Origin of the sequence: Sphingomonas sp. IC-11 (assembly GCF_021043365.1) — a bacterium.
Taxonomy (GTDB): domain Bacteria; phylum Pseudomonadota; class Alphaproteobacteria; order Sphingomonadales; family Sphingomonadaceae; genus Sphingomonas.
The window spans coordinates 1154542-1169824 of record NZ_JAJNDU010000001.1; the positions used below are offsets into that span (position 1 = coordinate 1154542).

Here is a 15283-nt window from a genome sequence, read left to right on the forward strand (position 1 = left end):
TCGGGCGTGTCTCGACGGCTGCCGTATCAACGATCTCGTTTGGGGTTCGATGACTAAATCTTTTTCCGCGCCGGCTAATCGCATCGCTGCTGGCGCTCGCCTGCTGTTTTCGCCGCGGAACGTGGTTTTCCACGATGGCCGCTCGGTTCGTCGGATGCGCCTGGGCCGGGCGTCGCAGAGCGCGGTCGTCGGCGCTGCCGCCGTTGTAGTCGCCTTCGCTGGCTATGGTGCCGCAACCGCGACCGGCCAGGCTGCGGTCGCCGCTGGCCTGACGGCCGCTCCCAAGTCCGAACAGCGTATCGAGACCATGGAGCGCAAGCTGGCGCACATGCAGACCCGCGTCGCGACGATCCGCAAGTCCGCCGAACAGCATGCGACCCGGCTTGAGCAGCGCCAGGCGCTGCTCGCCGCTGCGCTGACCGGCGTCGGCGACGAAAAGAAGCTGGCGCTCGCGACCCTGAAGATCGATCCCACCGGCGATCGTCTCGCCGCCTTCGCCCTCGCGCCGTTCGGGAAGGTTGAGCGTCGGCAGGCAATGCTGGCCGATGTCGCGCTCGACCAGTTGCAGGAGCGCTACCAGCTCGCCACTCAGGAAATCCGCCAGCGTGGACTGCGGCCGGAACGCCTGGTGAAGGGCCGCAAGCAAGCCGCCATGGGCGGTCCGCTGATCCCCGCCGCCAGCGCCGAGGCGACGGCTGACCTGAACGCAGATGCGCAGTTCCGCTCGCTGTTCATGACCTGGAAGAAGCTCGACACGCTGGAACAGGGGGTGATCTCCATCCCGTCCGTTCAGCCGGTTCAGCATCTTACCTTCACCAGCAACTTCGGCGTCCGTAGCGATCCGTTCCGCGGTACCGCTGCGATGCACGCCGGCGTCGACATTCCCGGACCGACGGGCACGCCCATCTATGCCACCGCCGATGGTGTGGTGAACCATGCTGGCCGTCAGGGTGGCTATGGCAACATGATTGAAATCAATCATGGCAAGGGGATCACCACCCGCTACGGCCACCTGTCGAAGATCATCATCAGCGACAATGCGCGTGTACGTCGTGGGCAGATCATCGGACTGATGGGATCGACCGGCCGCTCGACCGGCCCGCACCTCCACTATGAAGTCCGCATCGACGGCGCTGCCGTGAACCCGGTGCCGTTCCTGACCACGGCTGACTATCTGCTCGCGGCGCAGGACCGGACGGTCGGGCAAATCCCGGTGTCGACCGGCGGGCCCGCCGCTCAGGACGGGCTGGACCACTAAGCCACTGGCAGACCGCACCCGCGGTGATCGCGGGTTGCGGGCAGGGTGGGGGAGGCTTATCTCATCCCCATGGCTACTCTCGCCGCTGACATCGCCCTGACCCCTGCCGCAGCGGCTCGGGTTGCTGCCATTGCAGGCAAGCAGAACAAGCCCGCCATCCTCCGGCTTTCGGTGGAGGGCGGCGGCTGTTCCGGCTTTCAGTACCGCTTTGGTTTCGCCGATGCGCCGGAGGCCGGCGACGTAGTGGCGGAGACGGATGGCGTTCGCCTCGTGGTCGATGATGTGAGCTTGGATCTCGTACGGGGTGCATCGGTCGATTACGTGGAGTCGCTCGGCGGTGCCGCGTTCAAGGTCGACAATCCGAACGCTGCGTCGGGTTGCGGTTGCGGGACAAGCTTCTCGGTGTAATGCCGCTGGCGTGAAAATCGTCACTTACAACGTCAACGGCATCAAGGCGCGCTTGCCGCGCCTGCTGGAGTATCTCGCCGAGCAGCAGCCGGATATCGTCTGCCTGCAGGAGTTGAAATCTTCCGACGAGACCTTTCCGATCCAGGACGTGCGGGACGCCGGCTATGGCGCCTGCTGGCACGGGCAAAAGGGCTTCAACGGCGTCGCGGTTCTCGCGCGTGGTGCCGATCCGGTCGAGCAGCAGCGCGGGCTTGAAGGCGAGCCGGAGGACGAACACAGCCGGTATCTCGAATGTGTAGTCAACGGGCTGACGGTTGCGTCGATCTACCTGCCGAACGGCAATCCGCAGCCTGGCCCGAAATTCGAATACAAGCTGCGCTGGATTGAGCGTCTGTCGCGGCGTGCTCGCGAGCTGCTGTCGGCTGAGGTGCCGGCGGTGCTGGCCGGCGACTATAACGTCATCCCGAATGACGACGATACATTCTCCGTTCGCGCGATGGCGAGTGACGCGCTGATGCAGCCGGAAAGCCGGGCGGGATATCGGGCCCTCTTGGCGCAGGGGTGGACCGATGCTCTGCGGACGCGCAATCCGGCGGGCGGGGTCTGGACCTTCTGGGACTATCAGGCCGGCGCGTGGCAGCGAGATGCCGGTTTCCGGATCGACCATCTGTTGCTTTCTCCAGCCGCGGCGGACCGCTTGGCGGAAGCGGGCGTGGACAAGGAATATCGCGGCCGGGAAAAGGCGAGCGATCACGCACCCACCTGGGTTCGGCTGCGCTAGAAGAAAAGCGCGGCGGCACGCCCGCCCGAGCGGCGGTCAGCCAAATATTTGAATCGAGACGTTCGTGTGCGGACGCAATCGATGCGCGCGTCCGGATGCGCACAGTTGATATTTGGCAAGATCCGCCGCCACTTGGTGAACTTCGCCGAAGATCAGGATGGCCAGCGCGGGGCCATTTGCTAAGTGGTTGAAACTACGTCGGCAACAAGTTTGGCACGGTGCCTGCAATAGGTTCAGTGGCAGCGCAGTCGAGCGCTGCCGGACCTGAAAGGAACTGCCATGACGATGATCGCTCTCGCTGCTGCCCTCGCGTTCGGCACCGCTGCTCCCGAACCCGCGCCGGCCCCGGCTCCTGCGCCTGTCACTGCACCGGCTGAACAGCGACTGGCTCAGGGCATCAATCCGGAAACCGACACGCGCCGCGTTTGCGTTGTCGACACGATCACTGGTCCGGGTTCGGCCCGCCGCTACTGCCAGACTCGCGCGCTTTGGGTTGCGCAGGGCACCGATCCGCTGGCGAAGCGCTGAATGTCGCCCCTCATCAGGGGCAAGACGGAGCCTGCCGCAAACAGGAGAAGAGAGAATGAAGGCGCTGGGGTTCGCGATGAGAGCAGCGGCTACGGCCGGTCCGGTGATCCATGTGGATGGGGCCGGACCGGAGAAGCGCCCCGCTCTCGGCCGCGGGCCTCAGCAAGCCCGGACCCGAGCCGATACATGGGACGAACAGGGCTTTTACGACAGTTTGACAGCATCCCGCGATTTGCAAAGCGAAGGGCAAGGTCGCGTAATGGATGCTGAGCGCTACAGCGTCTTTTCGTACACCTGATACACTTTGTTGACGCGGCTATCGATCGTCTCGGCGATTGATCGCATCCCCTGGTTGTCATCCAGGATCCAGCCGATCTCCCCACGGGTCGCCCCGTAGCGGGTCACGGAAGCGCGGCGGATATATTCGATCATCATGAAGGCCAGCTGGCTCGCCATGCGTGAGGATTGCAGCTCCTTCACGACGCCCATCAGCGGCACCCGCATCGTCCGTACCTTTGGGCGGCGGAGCCACAACAGCAGCTTCGCCCAGCCGAACGGCAGCAAAGAGCCGTTCAGCTTGGCAAGCGGCTCGTTCAGGTCGGGCAGGGTGATCATGAACGCGACAGGCTTGCCGTCGAGTTCGGCGATTCGGATGAGATCGTTGAACACGATTGGCTTGAGCTTGACCCCGACGTCCCGGATCTCCGGCGGCGTCAGCGGTACAAAGCCCCAATTGTCGCTCCAGGCATCGTTCAGGATCGACAGGATGATTGCCGCCTCTTCGTCGAACCGCGACTTGTCGACTTCGCGAACATTGATGCGGCCATTCTTCTCGCCCGACTTGATGATGCGCTGAACAATCGGAGGGAAGTCCTGCGTGATGTCCAGTTCATAGGTCATCATCTGCTTGGCTGGCCGATAACCCGCACCTTCGATCCACTCGCGATATTCGCGCTTGGCATGACCCATCATCACCGTCGGCGGGTGATCATAGCCTTCGATCAGAAGTCCCGGCTCCTCCCAGATTGATTGAGAGATCGGGCCCAGCGCGCGACTCATGCCCTGATCGCGCAGCCATCGTTCGGCGGCCTGAAGGAGGGCAGCAAAGACGCCGGAGTCCTCCGCTTCCATCAGCCCCCACTGGCCGGTCCCAGGTCCGAACCCCTGTGTCGCAGGCATTTCCAGCGCCAACGTGTCGATGTGGGCCGAGATGCGGCCGACTACACGTCCATCCCGCTCGGCGAGAAAAAGCTGTGCCTTCGCATGGCTGTACCAGCCGTTCTTCTCAGGCGTGATCAGGCCCAGCGCTTCGCTTTTCAGCGGCGGCACCCAATTGGGGTCGTCGCGATAGAGGCGGAACGGCAAATCGACGAACGCACGGCGATCGCGCTTGGTCTGAACGGGGCGAATGGTGAGGGAGCCTGCCATGACCGGCCCTGTAATCGCCTGAAGCGATCATGGCGAGCGGCCTTTCCGCGACATGCGCCACTGTTGCAGCCACCGTGTCGCCATTATCTCCCGGTAATGGACATGCCTATGACGACCATGACTTTTGCCCGGACCAACGCTGCGACCACGCCTCGTGTGCCGATCGCAGATGATCGTGCCATGCTGAAGGCGGCGGCGGAGTTGACCCGCGACCTCAATGCGCCGCGGCCCGGCGTGTATTGGGCGGACTTCCTTGCGTCGGCGCTGGTCGGTTATGCCGCGCTGGGAGTGGCGATTGCTGCTGGCCCCTTGTGGCTGACGCTGGTGGCGGGCGTCGTCGCCATGCTCGCGCTGTATCGCGGTATGAGCTTCATCCACGAACTGACGCATGTGAAACATGCGGCGCTGCCGGGTTTCCGCCTCGGGTACAACGCCTTCATCGGCGTGCCGATGCTGGTGCCATCCTTCATGTACGAAGGGGTGCATAACCTGCACCACGCGCGCACCCGCTATGGCACGTCGGAAGATCCGGAATATCTGCCGCTGGCATTGATGAAGCCCTGGTCCCTGCCGGTGTTCGTGTTGATCGCCGCGCTCGCGCCGGTGGCGCTGATTTTCCGCTATGGCGTGCTGTCGCCCTTGTCGGTGATCATCCCGGGTCTTCGCCGCGTCGTGGTGGAGCGCTATTCGGCGCTGGCCATCAATCCGCAGTTCCGCCGTCGCATGCCGGAGGGTGATGCGGCGAAGCAGTGGAACCGGATCGAAGCGGCCTGCGCGATCTGGGCCATGTCGCTGATCGCGCTGGTGGCGACCGGAACCATGTCGTTGCGCGCGTTTGCGATCGTCATGGTGGTGGCCTCGGGCGTTGCTGTCATCAACCAGCTCCGGACGCTTGTTGCCCATCTCTGGGAGAATGAGGGTGAGGCGATGACGGTGACGGCGCAGTATCTCGATTCGGTCAACGTGCCGCCGCCTGCCACGCTTCCGGCACTGTGGGCGCCCGTCGGGCTCCGTTATCACGCGTTGCACCACCTGCTGCCGGGGCTTCCCTATCACGCGCTGGGCGAGGCGCATCGACGGCTCAGCGCAGTGCTCGACAAGGACTCGCCTTACTACAAGGCAAACTACGCAGGCATGCCGGGGCTGGTCGCCAAGATCGCCCGCAGCACCATGCTGCCGCGGTAACGCCGGTCGGCGCTGCCGCCTCAGCGGACGCGGCGATGATTGGACGATGAGGCCCTGTCTGAGCGGATCCTCGGGCAGGCCGTTTGCTTATTCACAACAAGGCTGCGCTCGATCGGGACGACCGCAGTGCGGCGATGGCCAGCCATTCCGCCCGCACCAGCGTACCGTCAGTGATTTGCGGCTGTGCGGTGCCTTAGCCGCGCAGAATTAGCCGCAGCAGGGCTATTCCTCGGTGCGCAGCAACACTGCTTCCCCAATCAGCAGGAACAGCAGGAACGGAGCCCAAGCGGCCAGGAAGGGCGGATAGGCGCCCAGGTTGCCCATCGCGAGCGCGAAATTGTCAGCCACGAAATAGGCGAAGCCCAGCGCCATGCCGATCACCGCGCGGATGAAGAGCTTGCCCGAGCGTGCGATACCGAAGGCCGCCACTGCGCCCAGCAACGGCATCAGCACGGATGACAGCGGCCCCGACAATTTGTGCCACAAGGATCCCTCGAGCGCCTTCGTCGGCCGCCCCGCGGCGGCGAGATCGTCGATAGCCTCGTTCAGCGCGCGGAAGGACAGACCGTCGGCGTTGATGGTGGACAAGGTAAACTGATCCGGCGTGACGCCTTGGGCAACCACGACCGTGCCGAGATCGGTCATGGCTCCGCTCGCCACATCGAAGCGACGGGCCGGCCCGATCGACCAGCCCTCGCCGCTACGGCGGCCGTTCGGCGCCGTCACGATCGCCCTCAGCAATCCGCCATCACGCTCGTACAGGGTGATGCCGCCCAATTGTGCCTGGTCTCCACGGCCGCGGATCTGGTTCACCTGGATGAGATCGTCGCCGGTGCGAACCCACACATTGGCTCGGTCGCCCCGATCAATCGGCATCGGCCCGTAATTCACCTTCTGCCATTGCGAGAGCGTCGCGGTCGATCGGGCAACAATGCGGTCGTTGAAGGCGAAGCTCAGAACCGCGATGCCGATGCTGGCAGTGATCAGCGGCGCCAGCACCTGATGAGCGGACATGCCCGATGCCTTCAGCGCGACGATCTCGCTGTTCTGGTTCATCGTGATCAGCGTCAGGATGGTACCAAGGAGCACGGAAAAGGGCAGAAAGCGCGCGATGATCTGCGGCACGCGCAGCGACATATACTGCCATACCTGCGCGTCCGTGTTGCCTGGCACCGCCAGTATCTTCCCGGACTCTCCGAGCAGATCGAGCGCCTGAAGCACCAGCACCAGGCCGGCCAGAATGCCGAAGGTGCGGACCAGGAACATCTTGCCCATGTACAGAGCAACGGTGCGCGACGGGAAAAACGAGATCATGCGCGTGCCTCTCGCGGGCGACGGCCTGGCATGCGCCGAGTGATCGCCTTCAGCGCCTTGCTCGCGCCACGCTCAAGCGCGCCGATCGGCTGCCCGCCGGGCACATAGGCGAGGGTGTAGTACATCCAGATGATCAGCGCGGCGAAGATCGCAAAGGGTGTCCACAGCGCGATGAAGGGATCCACGCGCCCCAGCTCGCCGATCGAGGCGGCATATTGGTTCACCTTGTGATAAGCGACGACCATCACGATCGAGACGAAGACGCCGAGCGCCGACGTTGATCGTTTGGGCGGCACCCCCAAAGCCACGGCGAGCAGGGGCAACAGGAACATCATCAGCACTTCCGCCAAGCGGAAGTACAATTCCGCCTGGCTGCCGTCGCGGGCTTCTTCATTGCCGCTTGTCGCGCCGATGCGCGCAAGCTCCGGAATGGTATATTCCAGATTGCGCCCCCCGCGCGCCCGGAATTGCTCGAACTTGGGCAGGTCGATCGGCAGGTCATGGGCGCTGAACGTCAGGACGCGCGGCGCCGGAAAGTTCGGGCGATTGTGGATCAGCGTGCCGTCAGTCAGGCGGAAGATGATCGTGTTGGGATCGTCCGTCGCGAAGAACTGACCGCGCTGGGCAGTAACGCTGATCCAGTCACCCTGCGGTGTCTGTGCGCGAACGAAGATGCCCGAAAGCTCACGCCCTTTGTCTCGGCTGCGCTCGATCCGCAGCGTCATGCGATCGCCGAGATGGGTGAATTCGCCCACCTTGATGGAGGCGCCCAACGCGCCGGTACGCAGCTCGAAGCGCAGACCCTCATAAGCGTAGCGTGCGCGTGGCTGGATGAAGCCTACGATCGCCAGGTTGATGAGCGCCAGCCCTACCGCATACATGTAAGGCACCCTGAGCAGCCGACCGTAGCTCATGCCCACGCCGCGCATCACGTCGAGCTCAGACGAGGTGGCAAGCCGACGAAAGGCCAGCAGGACGCCAAGCAGCAGGCCGATCGGGATCCCAAGTCCGAGATACTCGGGAAGCAGATTGGCAAGCAGCTGCCACACCACGCTGACCGGCCCGCCCTCCGTCGCCACGAAGTCGAACAGGCGCAGCATGCGATCGAGCAGAAGCAGCATCGCCGCGATCACCAGCGTGGAGAACAGCGGCAGCGCGATCAGCCGGGCCATGTAGCGGTCGATCGATTTCATGGGCGCGGCTGGGAAGCTCGAACTAGCGGGTGGGGGGCCGGGTATAGGCGACCAGACGGCAAGCGCCACCCCCTTTGCTATCGCGTCGTCGCCGCGACACTTCAGCTCATGGGACAGCGAGAAACCGAACCGGTCGCAAGGGTAACGATGACACGGCGAATTGGTGCCGTCGCTCCTGCGTCATTCCGCAGCCAGCCTGTGCGGTCCATTCGATTGGTGACGTGACATCGCCTCCGCGATGGCGGCTTCCAGGCCGGCGAGCGTGAATGGCTTGCGCAGGACATGGTGCCCGTTGAAGAGCTCCGGATCGCGGGTTTCGCCGGCAAATCCCGTCACGAACAGCACCGCGACCCCTGCGTGGCGGGGATCGAGCGCGGCAACCATCTCCGGTCCGGTCTGCCCCGGCATCAATACGTCGCTGATGATCAGATTCACGGGCGAATGAAGATCCAGCTTGGCAGGCGCTTCGGCCGGGTCCGAGCAAGGGATCGGCCGATGGCCAAGTTCCTCAAGCGCCCCGATCGTGGCCGAAAGCACGCGCGGATCATCTTCCACCACCAGGATCGTCAGCGACCCGATCTCGACGGGAGCGATTTCTTCTGCCGTATCGGCCTCGGACTCGCTCGCGGCGCTGGTGTCTCGCGGCATCCTCACGTGGACGGTGGTGCCGGCTCCCGGCGCTGAGTCGATCGCCACGTCGCCGCCTAGCTGGCGAACGAACGAGAAGATCTGGCTCAGCCCCAGGCCTGTTCCCTTGCCAACCGGCTTGGTGGTGAAGAACGGTTCGAACACCCGTTCCGCGACCTCCGGTGACATGCCACAGCCGGTGTCGCGCACGGCGATGGCAACGAAGTCGCCGTCGTCGGACCATTCAAGCCGAGCGGTGATGGTCAACAGCCCGCGACCCTCCATGGCGTCACGCGCATTGACTGCCAGGTTCAGGATGCAATTCTCCAACTGAACCTTGTCCGCCCGGACGTAAGCGCCCTCGGTGGCATCGATGATCTCGATCCGTATTCCATCCCCAAGGGTCCGATCCAGAAGATCGCGCATGCTGGCAAGCAGGGTGCCGATATGGATCGGCTGCGGATCGATGGCCCCCTCGCGAGCGAACGCCAGGAGCCGGCGAGTAAGCTCCGCCGCCCGAAGAGCGCCCTCGCGCGCACTTTCGACATGGCGGACAGCGTCCTCGGCATTCCCCGGCATTGAGCGCTGGGCAAGCTCAAGTCCGCCAATAATGATGGCTAGCATATTGTTGAAATCGTGGGCGATGCCACCGGTCAACTGGCCGACCGCGTCCATCTTTTGCGCTTGCCGGAGTCGAGCCTCCTGGGTGCGAAGCTCGTCGGTTGCCTCATCAACCGCTATGGCCAGTTCAGCGGCGCGTGCCCGTTGCGCGTCCGCTTCGGCCTGCGCGATCGCGCGTTCGGTCAGCGCGCGAACCGTGAGCCAGCCGAGCGCGATCGCCCCGAGCAGCAGCAGGACACCGAAAACGGAGAAGACGAACGCCGCCTTGGTCGACCGGTTGACGAGCGCCATGGCAGCGGCGGTGCGGCGGCCCAGCACCGCTCGCTCGCCAGTGATGATCGCGTCGAGAACAACGCGGATCTCATCCAGCGATGGCGCCTTGCGGGCGGCGTAATAGCGCGAAAGCGCCTGCTCGTTCTTGCCATAGGTGGTCGAAAGCGCCGTTAGCGACAGTTCCTCGCCGCGATCGCGATAGGCAGCGCTCAGGCGCGCCACCAACTGCTGTTGCTCGGGATCATCGCGGGTCAGCGATGCCAGCCGCTGGATCTGATCTCCCGCGCGGCGCCAATCGTCGAAGTATAATTGCCCCAGCTGTTTGTCGCCTGAGATAACGTAGCGGCCCAGCGAGGCCTCCGATTGCGCGATCGTGCCTGAAAGTGTCCGCGCCAGGATCATCACGTCATAGCTGTGGGATTGCAGCGAAACCGCTCGGTCGCGTTGCCGATTGGCTTCCCCAAGCGCCAGGATCAGCGCCACCAGCACGCCCAGGCCCAGAACACCCATCACAAGCAGCGTGAGGGTGCGCCAGGCCGAGGCCACCCCCTCCGGGGCATCGACGCCCTCGTCCGCGATCACGGGCACGGGACCTAGCAGATGCGTGGAACTGGCGGAAGCGCTCACCGGGTTCGGATCAGGCGATCACTCCGGTGGCGCGCCCGGCCGCCTCGAACATCGCCACCACCTTGGCCATCTGCTCGGGCGTATGTTCCGCGCAGACCGAGCAGCGCAGCAGGAACATGCCGGCCGGCGTCGCGGGCGGACGCGCGACATTGACGTACAGCCCGGCCTCCAGCAGCCCGTGCCACATCCGCACCGCCTGTTCCTGGTCGTTCAGGATGACGGCGACGATCGCCGATTCCGGTTCTTCGGTCGGCAGGCGGAAACCAAGCTGCTTCAGCCCGCCGTGCAGCTGCCGCGTATTGGCCCACAGCCGCTCGCGCTTGTCCTTGGCGTGCATCAGCTTGCGGATCGATGCCGTGGCCGACGCGACCACCGCGGGCGGCAGGCTGGCGGTGAAGATATAGGGGCGGCAGACGAAGCGCAGGATCTCGAACTTCGGGTGGTTCGACACGCAGAAGCCGCCCACCGTGCCGACCGACTTGGAAAAGGTGCCGATCACGAAATCGACCTGGTCCTGCAGCCCCTGGTCCTCATAGACGCCGCGACCGTTGGGGCCAAAGAAGCCCATCGAATGCGCCTCGTCGACCAGCACCATCGCGCCATGCTTCTTGGCGACGGCGACCATCTCCTTCAGCGGGGCAATGTCGCCCAGCATCGAGTAAACGCCTTCCAGGACGACCAGCTTGCCCGGCTCCTTGGGCAGGCGGCCCAGCCGCTTGTCGAGATCCTCGACCGAATTGTGGCGGAAGCGGACGATCTCCGCATTGCCCATCGCGCACCCGTCATAGATCGACGCATGGCTGTCGGCATCCAGGATGATATACTCGCCCTTCGCCGCAATGGCTGAGATGATGCCGAGGTTCGCCTGGTAACCCGTTGAAAACACGATAGCGCCCGACATGCCGTAGAAGTCGCGCAACGCCTGCTCGACTTCCATATGGTCGTGGAACGTCCCGTTCAGCGCGCGACTCCCGTTGGTGCCGCTGCCGAACTTGTCGAACGCCTCCTTGCCGGCGGCGATGACGTCGGGATCGAACGTCATGCCCATGTAATTGTAGGTGCCCAGCAGGATTGTCTCTCGCCCCTTGATCACCGCGACGGTGGGGCTCTTCACCTCCTCCATCACGATGCCGAACGGATCGCGCACGCCGCTGTCGAGCAGCGCCTGGCGCTCGGCGATCAATGGTGCGAACTTGTCGAACAGGTCGCGTTCCGGAGCCACGGTGGCAGGCTCGACGGGCAGGGCTTCAGCCTGGAGGCCGGTTTCGGTCATGTGTTCAATTCCCAACCGTTCAACTCGGGTCGTGTCGGTTCAACGGGCGCCACGCGCCCGGCCGAATGTCATCAATGTCCGTCCCGCGGGACGGGCGCTCAACTCTTCAGCTTGGCGACGGCATCAGCAAGCTGGCCGACCGTTTCGATCTCTGCCTGCATGTTCATCGTGATGATGATGTCGAATTCGTCCTCGATCGCGGCGACGAAATCCATGACGGTCAGCGAATCCCATTCGAGATCGCCCTGGAACGTGGTGGCCTCGGTCACCGTCACGCCCTTCTTGTTGAAGGGTTCGATCTGGGCCTTCACGGTGTCGAAGATGCTGTCGCGGTCGCTCATGCCGGGTCCTTAGCTGCAAGCGGGCGAGGTGCCAATCGAATGCGGCGGTAGCGTGGTCATCCTGCGATGGCGTACGCCCGCGCGGTCTGCGCCATGCCCTGGTCGAGTGGGATCTGCGGGGTCCACAGCGTGGGCGCCGGGCGATGATCGGCGCGCGCCGTCCAGTCGGGGTGGCTGAGATACTCGACCCGGTCGAGCGTCAGCTTGGCGCCGTCGCCGCGCAACTTGCGGTCGATCCGCGCCGCGACCCGCATCAGCGGCTTGGGCAAATGCATCGGCATCACCCGCCGCCCCACCGCGCGACCGATCGCGGCGGCAAGATCGGCGTGCGTCAGCGTCTCGCCATCGTCGACCTCGTACAATTCATGCTCGCCCGGTCGTTCGGCGAGCAGGACCAGCAGCCGCGCCAGATCCTCGACATGGATCAGCGACACGCGTCCCGGCGGCGGCAGGAAGGCAAGGCCCAGTCGCGCCAGCCGGAACATGTCGCGCATCTCCGTGTCCCCCGGGCCATAGACGCCGGTCGGGCGCACGATCGTCCAGTCGCTCGCGCTCTCAGCAACGATCGTCTCCGCCTCGCGCTTCGACCAGCCGTAGATCGACAGCTGCGGCTCGCGCGCCGACAGCGAGGACACATGCACCAGCCGCCGCACGCCCGTCGCCGCCACCAGCCTGCGCGTGCCCTCGATATTACCGGCGACAAAGCCCGCCTTGTCGGGCGCATTGACCACGCCCGCGATATGGATGACCGCATCTGCGCCCTCGACCAGCGCCGCGAGGCTCGCGGCATCGTCCAGCGCGCCTGCCACCCAGGTAACGCCGTCGCGCGCCGGCTGCGGTCGGCGTGTGAGCGCACGGACCTCATGCCCCGCCGCCAGCGCCGCCTCGATCGTCGCCCGGCCGACAAAGCCGGTCCCGCCGGTAAGCGCCAGGATCACAGCAGCGCCATATGGTTGCGGTGGATCAGCGCAGATCGCGGCGCATAGCCGAGCAACGCCTCCTGCTCCTCGCTGCGCCGGCCGAGCAGGCGCTGCATCTCGCCCGCGTCATATTCCGCCAGCCCGCGCGCGATCGGCCCGTCGGGGCCGGCGATCGTCACCACGTCGCCGCGCGCGAAATCGCCCGAGACGGCGGTCGCCCCCGCCGCCAGCAGGCTGCGCCCCGCCGCCAGCGCCTGCGCCGCGCCGGCATCCACCGTAATGACGCCATTGGCGGTCAGCCGTCCCGCCAGCCAGGCCTTGCGTGCCCGCGCGCGCTTCTCGGGCAGGAAGATCGTGTGCCGCGCCTGCGTCGACAGCGGCCGGTCAACCCGGCCCGAGGCAATCGCCAGCGAAACGCCTGCGCCGGTCGCGATCCGCGCCGCGGCGATCTTCGACACCATCCCGCCCGATCCCATGCCGGAGGCGGAGCCATCGTCCGCCATCGCGGCGATCCGTGCGTCGATCTGCGCCACTTCCGGGATGTGGACCGCGCCGGGCTGCGCCGGATTGCGATCGTAGAGGCCGTCGATGTCGGACAGCAGCACCACGCCGTCCGCCCCCGCCGCCTGCGCCACCCGCGCGGCAAGGCGATCATTGTCGCCAAAGCGGATCTCGGCCGTCGCCACGCTGTCATTCTCGTTGATGACGGGCACGGTACCAAGCTGCAGCAGCCGGCCCAGCGTCGCCGCGGCGTTCAGATAGCGCCGGCGATCCTCCAGATCGTCCAGCGTCACCAGCATCTGCGCGGCGGTCAGTCCGTTGGCGGCCAGCACCTCGGCCCAAGTCTGGCTGAGCGCGATCTGCCCCGTTGCCGCCGCCGCCTGCGCATCCTCCAGGCTCGCCCGACCGCCACGCGGCAGCCCCAGCCGCCGCGCGCCCAGCGCGATCGCGCCCGACGAAACGATCGCCACCTGCTGGCCGGCCTCGGCGCGCGCCGCGACATCGGCGGCAATGCCCGCCAGCCAGTCCCGCCGCACCGCGCCCGATGGGTCGACGAGGAGCGCCGAGCCGATCTTCACCACGAGGCGCGGGCAGGAAGCAGGCGGAAACAACATGGCTCGATCCGTTATCGCGCGTCGCGTCAATGGGAAAGGCCGCGGGAAGGGCGGGCGGCGCCGTCAGCCCTGCAACCGCAGCGCCACGTCGTTCATGAACCGCACATCATCCCCGGCCGCCAGCGTCGGTGCCTCCGCAGCAAGTGCCCCCAGCAGATCGCTCAGCGGATCGACCTCATTCTTGGCGTAGTTACCAAGGACATGGCCGGTCACGCGGTCCTTGTGCCCTGGATGCCCGATGCCGATACGTACGCGGCGAAACTCCGGCCCCAGATGCTGGTCGATCGAGCGCAGGCCATTGTGCCCCGCGAGGCCGCCGCCCATCCGCACCTTCACCTTCATCGGCGCAAGGTCGAGCTCGTCGTGAAACACGGTCAGCGCCTCGACGCCCAGCTTGTAGAAGCGCAGCGCCTCGGCAACGCTGCGGCCGCTCTCGTTCATGAAGGTCGCGGGCTTCAGCAGCAGCACCTTCTGGTTGCCCAGCCGGCCCTCGCGCACCCAGCCCTGGAACTTCTTCGCCGTGGCGCCGAAATCATGCACTTCGGCAATCGCGTCGAGCGCCATGAAGCCCACATTGTGCCGCTGCATCGCATATTGCGGGCCCGGATTGCCCAGGCCGACCCATAGCTGCATCACCGATCCCATCGTATCACTGGCGTATCACTGGCGTATCACTGGCGCCCAAACGAAAACGGGCGGGGGCGTTGCCGCCACCCGCCCGCGAAACCGCGCCGCCAACAGACGGCGAACGGCGATGTTACTCGCCAGCAGCGTCCTCAGCCGCTTCGGTCGACGTGTCGCCCTCGGCCGACTTCAGGGCCGACGGAGCAACAACGGTCGCGATGGTGAAATCGCGATCGTCGATCGCCGACTGCGTGCCGTTCGGCAGCGTGACGGCGGAGATGTGGAGCGAATCGCCCACGTCCAGGCCCTTGAGCGAGATGGTGACTTCCGACGGGATTTCGGCCGCGTCGCACACCAGCTCCAGCTCGTGACGAACGACGTTCAGCACGCCGCCCTTCTTCAGGCCAGGCGCTTCTTCCTCGTCAACGAACACCACCGGCACTGCAACGGTGACGGTCGTGTGCGCGGAAATGCGCAGGAAGTCGACGTGGACCGGACGGTCAGTCACGGCGTGGAAGTGCACGTCCTTGGGCAGGGTGCGCTCGCCGTTGATCATCACGAGGGTGTTCATGAAGTGGCCGGTGCCCAGCGCCTTCACAAGCGCCTTTTCCTCGAGATGGATCGAGGTGGGTTCCTTGTTCTGGCCGTAGATCACGGCGGGTACGCGGCCTGCACGACGCAGTGCACGGGAGGCTCCCTTGCCAACCCGGTCACGCGTCTCGGCTGCGAGCGTCAGCTGGTCGCTCATCAATATTCTCCGAAACTCA

Annotated in this window: 15 protein-coding genes; 5 read left to right on the forward strand and 10 right to left on the reverse strand. The window is 65.3% G+C overall.

Annotation, left to right across the window (positions count from 1 at the left end):
- Positions 1 to 49: 49 nt before the first annotated feature.
- From LQ954_RS05570 to LQ954_RS05585, 4 genes are all read left to right on the forward strand, one after another.
- A complete protein-coding gene (locus tag LQ954_RS05570) occupies positions 50 to 1258 on the forward strand; it encodes a M23 family metallopeptidase (RefSeq protein ID WP_231022289.1) in 1209 nt (402 codons plus the stop codon).
- Positions 1259 to 1327: 69 nt separating this feature from the next.
- A complete protein-coding gene (erpA, locus tag LQ954_RS05575) occupies positions 1328 to 1666 on the forward strand; it encodes an iron-sulfur cluster insertion protein ErpA (protein WP_227770459.1) in 339 nt (112 codons plus the stop codon).
- A gap of 10 nt (positions 1667 to 1676) precedes the next feature.
- Positions 1677 to 2447, forward strand: a complete 771-nt coding sequence (xth, locus tag LQ954_RS05580; protein ID WP_231022290.1) for an exodeoxyribonuclease III — start codon at positions 1677 to 1679, stop codon at positions 2445 to 2447.
- 279 nt (positions 2448 to 2726) lie between these two features.
- Complete coding sequence (locus tag LQ954_RS05585) at positions 2727 to 2975, forward strand: hypothetical protein (protein ID WP_227770457.1); 249 nt, start codon at positions 2727 to 2729, stop codon at positions 2973 to 2975.
- 273 nt (positions 2976 to 3248) lie between these two features.
- On the opposite strand, the gene LQ954_RS05590 is transcribed toward LQ954_RS05585, so the two are convergent.
- On the reverse strand, positions 3249 to 4403 hold the full coding sequence (locus LQ954_RS05590; protein WP_231022291.1) for an N-acetyltransferase: 1155 nt from the start codon (positions 4401 to 4403) through the stop codon (positions 3249 to 3251).
- A gap of 108 nt (positions 4404 to 4511) precedes the next feature.
- On the opposite strand from LQ954_RS05590, the gene LQ954_RS05595 reads away from it, so the two are divergent.
- On the forward strand, positions 4512 to 5588 hold the full coding sequence (locus LQ954_RS05595) for a fatty acid desaturase family protein (protein WP_231022292.1): 1077 nt from the start codon (positions 4512 to 4514) through the stop codon (positions 5586 to 5588).
- 222 nt (positions 5589 to 5810) lie between these two features.
- On the opposite strand, the gene lptG is transcribed toward LQ954_RS05595, so the two are convergent.
- From lptG to LQ954_RS05640, 9 genes are all read right to left on the reverse strand, one after another.
- Complete coding sequence (lptG, locus tag LQ954_RS05600; protein ID WP_231022293.1) at positions 5811 to 6902, reverse strand: LPS export ABC transporter permease LptG; 1092 nt, start codon at positions 6900 to 6902, stop codon at positions 5811 to 5813.
- Complete coding sequence (gene lptF, locus LQ954_RS05605) at positions 6899 to 8095, reverse strand: LPS export ABC transporter permease LptF (protein WP_227770453.1); 1197 nt, start codon at positions 8093 to 8095, stop codon at positions 6899 to 6901. Before lptF ends, lptG begins: the two co-directional genes overlap by 4 nt.
- A gap of 180 nt (positions 8096 to 8275) precedes the next feature.
- Complete coding sequence (locus tag LQ954_RS05610) at positions 8276 to 10126, reverse strand: ATP-binding protein (RefSeq protein WP_231022729.1); 1851 nt, start codon at positions 10124 to 10126, stop codon at positions 8276 to 8278.
- Positions 10127 to 10253: 127 nt separating this feature from the next.
- Positions 10254 to 11516: a serine palmitoyltransferase gene (gene spt / locus LQ954_RS05615; protein WP_231022294.1), complete on the reverse strand. Its 1263-nt coding sequence runs from the start codon at positions 11514 to 11516 to the stop codon at positions 10254 to 10256.
- Positions 11517 to 11614: 98 nt separating this feature from the next.
- Positions 11615 to 11857 carry an acyl carrier protein gene (locus LQ954_RS05620; protein ID WP_231022295.1) on the reverse strand — a complete coding sequence of 81 codons (243 nt, stop codon included), beginning with the start codon at positions 11855 to 11857 and terminating at the stop codon, positions 11615 to 11617.
- A 56-nt stretch (positions 11858 to 11913) separates the two neighbouring features.
- Positions 11914 to 12795 carry an NAD-dependent epimerase/dehydratase family protein gene (locus tag LQ954_RS05625; protein ID WP_231022296.1) on the reverse strand — a complete coding sequence of 294 codons (882 nt, stop codon included), beginning with the start codon at positions 12793 to 12795 and terminating at the stop codon, positions 11914 to 11916.
- A complete protein-coding gene (gene proB / locus LQ954_RS05630; RefSeq protein ID WP_231022297.1) occupies positions 12792 to 13892 on the reverse strand; it encodes a glutamate 5-kinase in 1101 nt (366 codons plus the stop codon). Before proB ends, LQ954_RS05625 begins: the two co-directional genes overlap by 4 nt.
- 63 nt (positions 13893 to 13955) lie before the next feature.
- Positions 13956 to 14525, reverse strand: coding sequence for an aminoacyl-tRNA hydrolase (pth, locus tag LQ954_RS05635; RefSeq protein WP_231022298.1), 570 nt, complete (start codon positions 14523 to 14525; stop codon positions 13956 to 13958).
- 124 nt (positions 14526 to 14649) lie between these two features.
- The gene (locus tag LQ954_RS05640; RefSeq protein ID WP_231022299.1) at positions 14650 to 15264 is read right to left on the reverse strand and encodes a 50S ribosomal protein L25/general stress protein Ctc; all 615 of its coding nucleotides are present in this window, start codon (positions 15262 to 15264) and stop codon (positions 14650 to 14652) included.
- Positions 15265 to 15283 lie beyond the last annotated feature (19 nt).

Bases quoted from the DNA above. Each gene is read 5' to 3' on its own strand.
- LQ954_RS05570 (WP_231022289.1), top strand. From the start codon at position 50: ATGACTAAATCTTTTTCCGCGCCGGCTAATCGCATCGCTGCTGGCGCT.
- erpA (WP_227770459.1), top strand. From the start codon at position 1,328: ATGGCTACTCTCGCCGCTGACATCGCCCTGACCCCTGCCGCAGCGGCT.
- LQ954_RS05585 (WP_227770457.1), top strand. From the start codon at position 2,727: ATGACGATGATCGCTCTCGCTGCTGCCCTCGCGTTCGGCACCGCTGCT.
- LQ954_RS05590 (WP_231022291.1), bottom strand. From the start codon at position 4,403: ATGGCAGGCTCCCTCACCATTCGCCCCGTTCAGACCAAGCGCGATCGC.
- LQ954_RS05595 (WP_231022292.1), top strand. From the start codon at position 4,512: ATGACGACCATGACTTTTGCCCGGACCAACGCTGCGACCACGCCTCGT.
- lptG (WP_231022293.1), bottom strand. From the start codon at position 6,902: ATGATCTCGTTTTTCCCGTCGCGCACCGTTGCTCTGTACATGGGCAAG.
- lptF (WP_227770453.1), bottom strand. From the start codon at position 8,095: ATGAAATCGATCGACCGCTACATGGCCCGGCTGATCGCGCTGCCGCTG.
- LQ954_RS05610 (WP_231022729.1), bottom strand. From the start codon at position 10,126: ATGGGTGTTCTGGGCCTGGGCGTGCTGGTGGCGCTGATCCTGGCGCTT.
- spt (WP_231022294.1), bottom strand. From the start codon at position 11,516: ATGACCGAAACCGGCCTCCAGGCTGAAGCCCTGCCCGTCGAGCCTGCC.
- LQ954_RS05620 (WP_231022295.1), bottom strand. From the start codon at position 11,857: ATGAGCGACCGCGACAGCATCTTCGACACCGTGAAGGCCCAGATCGAA.
- proB (WP_231022297.1), bottom strand. From the start codon at position 13,892: ATGTTGTTTCCGCCTGCTTCCTGCCCGCGCCTCGTGGTGAAGATCGGC.
- pth (WP_231022298.1), bottom strand. From the start codon at position 14,525: ATGCAGCTATGGGTCGGCCTGGGCAATCCGGGCCCGCAATATGCGATG.
- LQ954_RS05640 (WP_231022299.1), bottom strand. From the start codon at position 15,264: ATGAGCGACCAGCTGACGCTCGCAGCCGAGACGCGTGACCGGGTTGGC.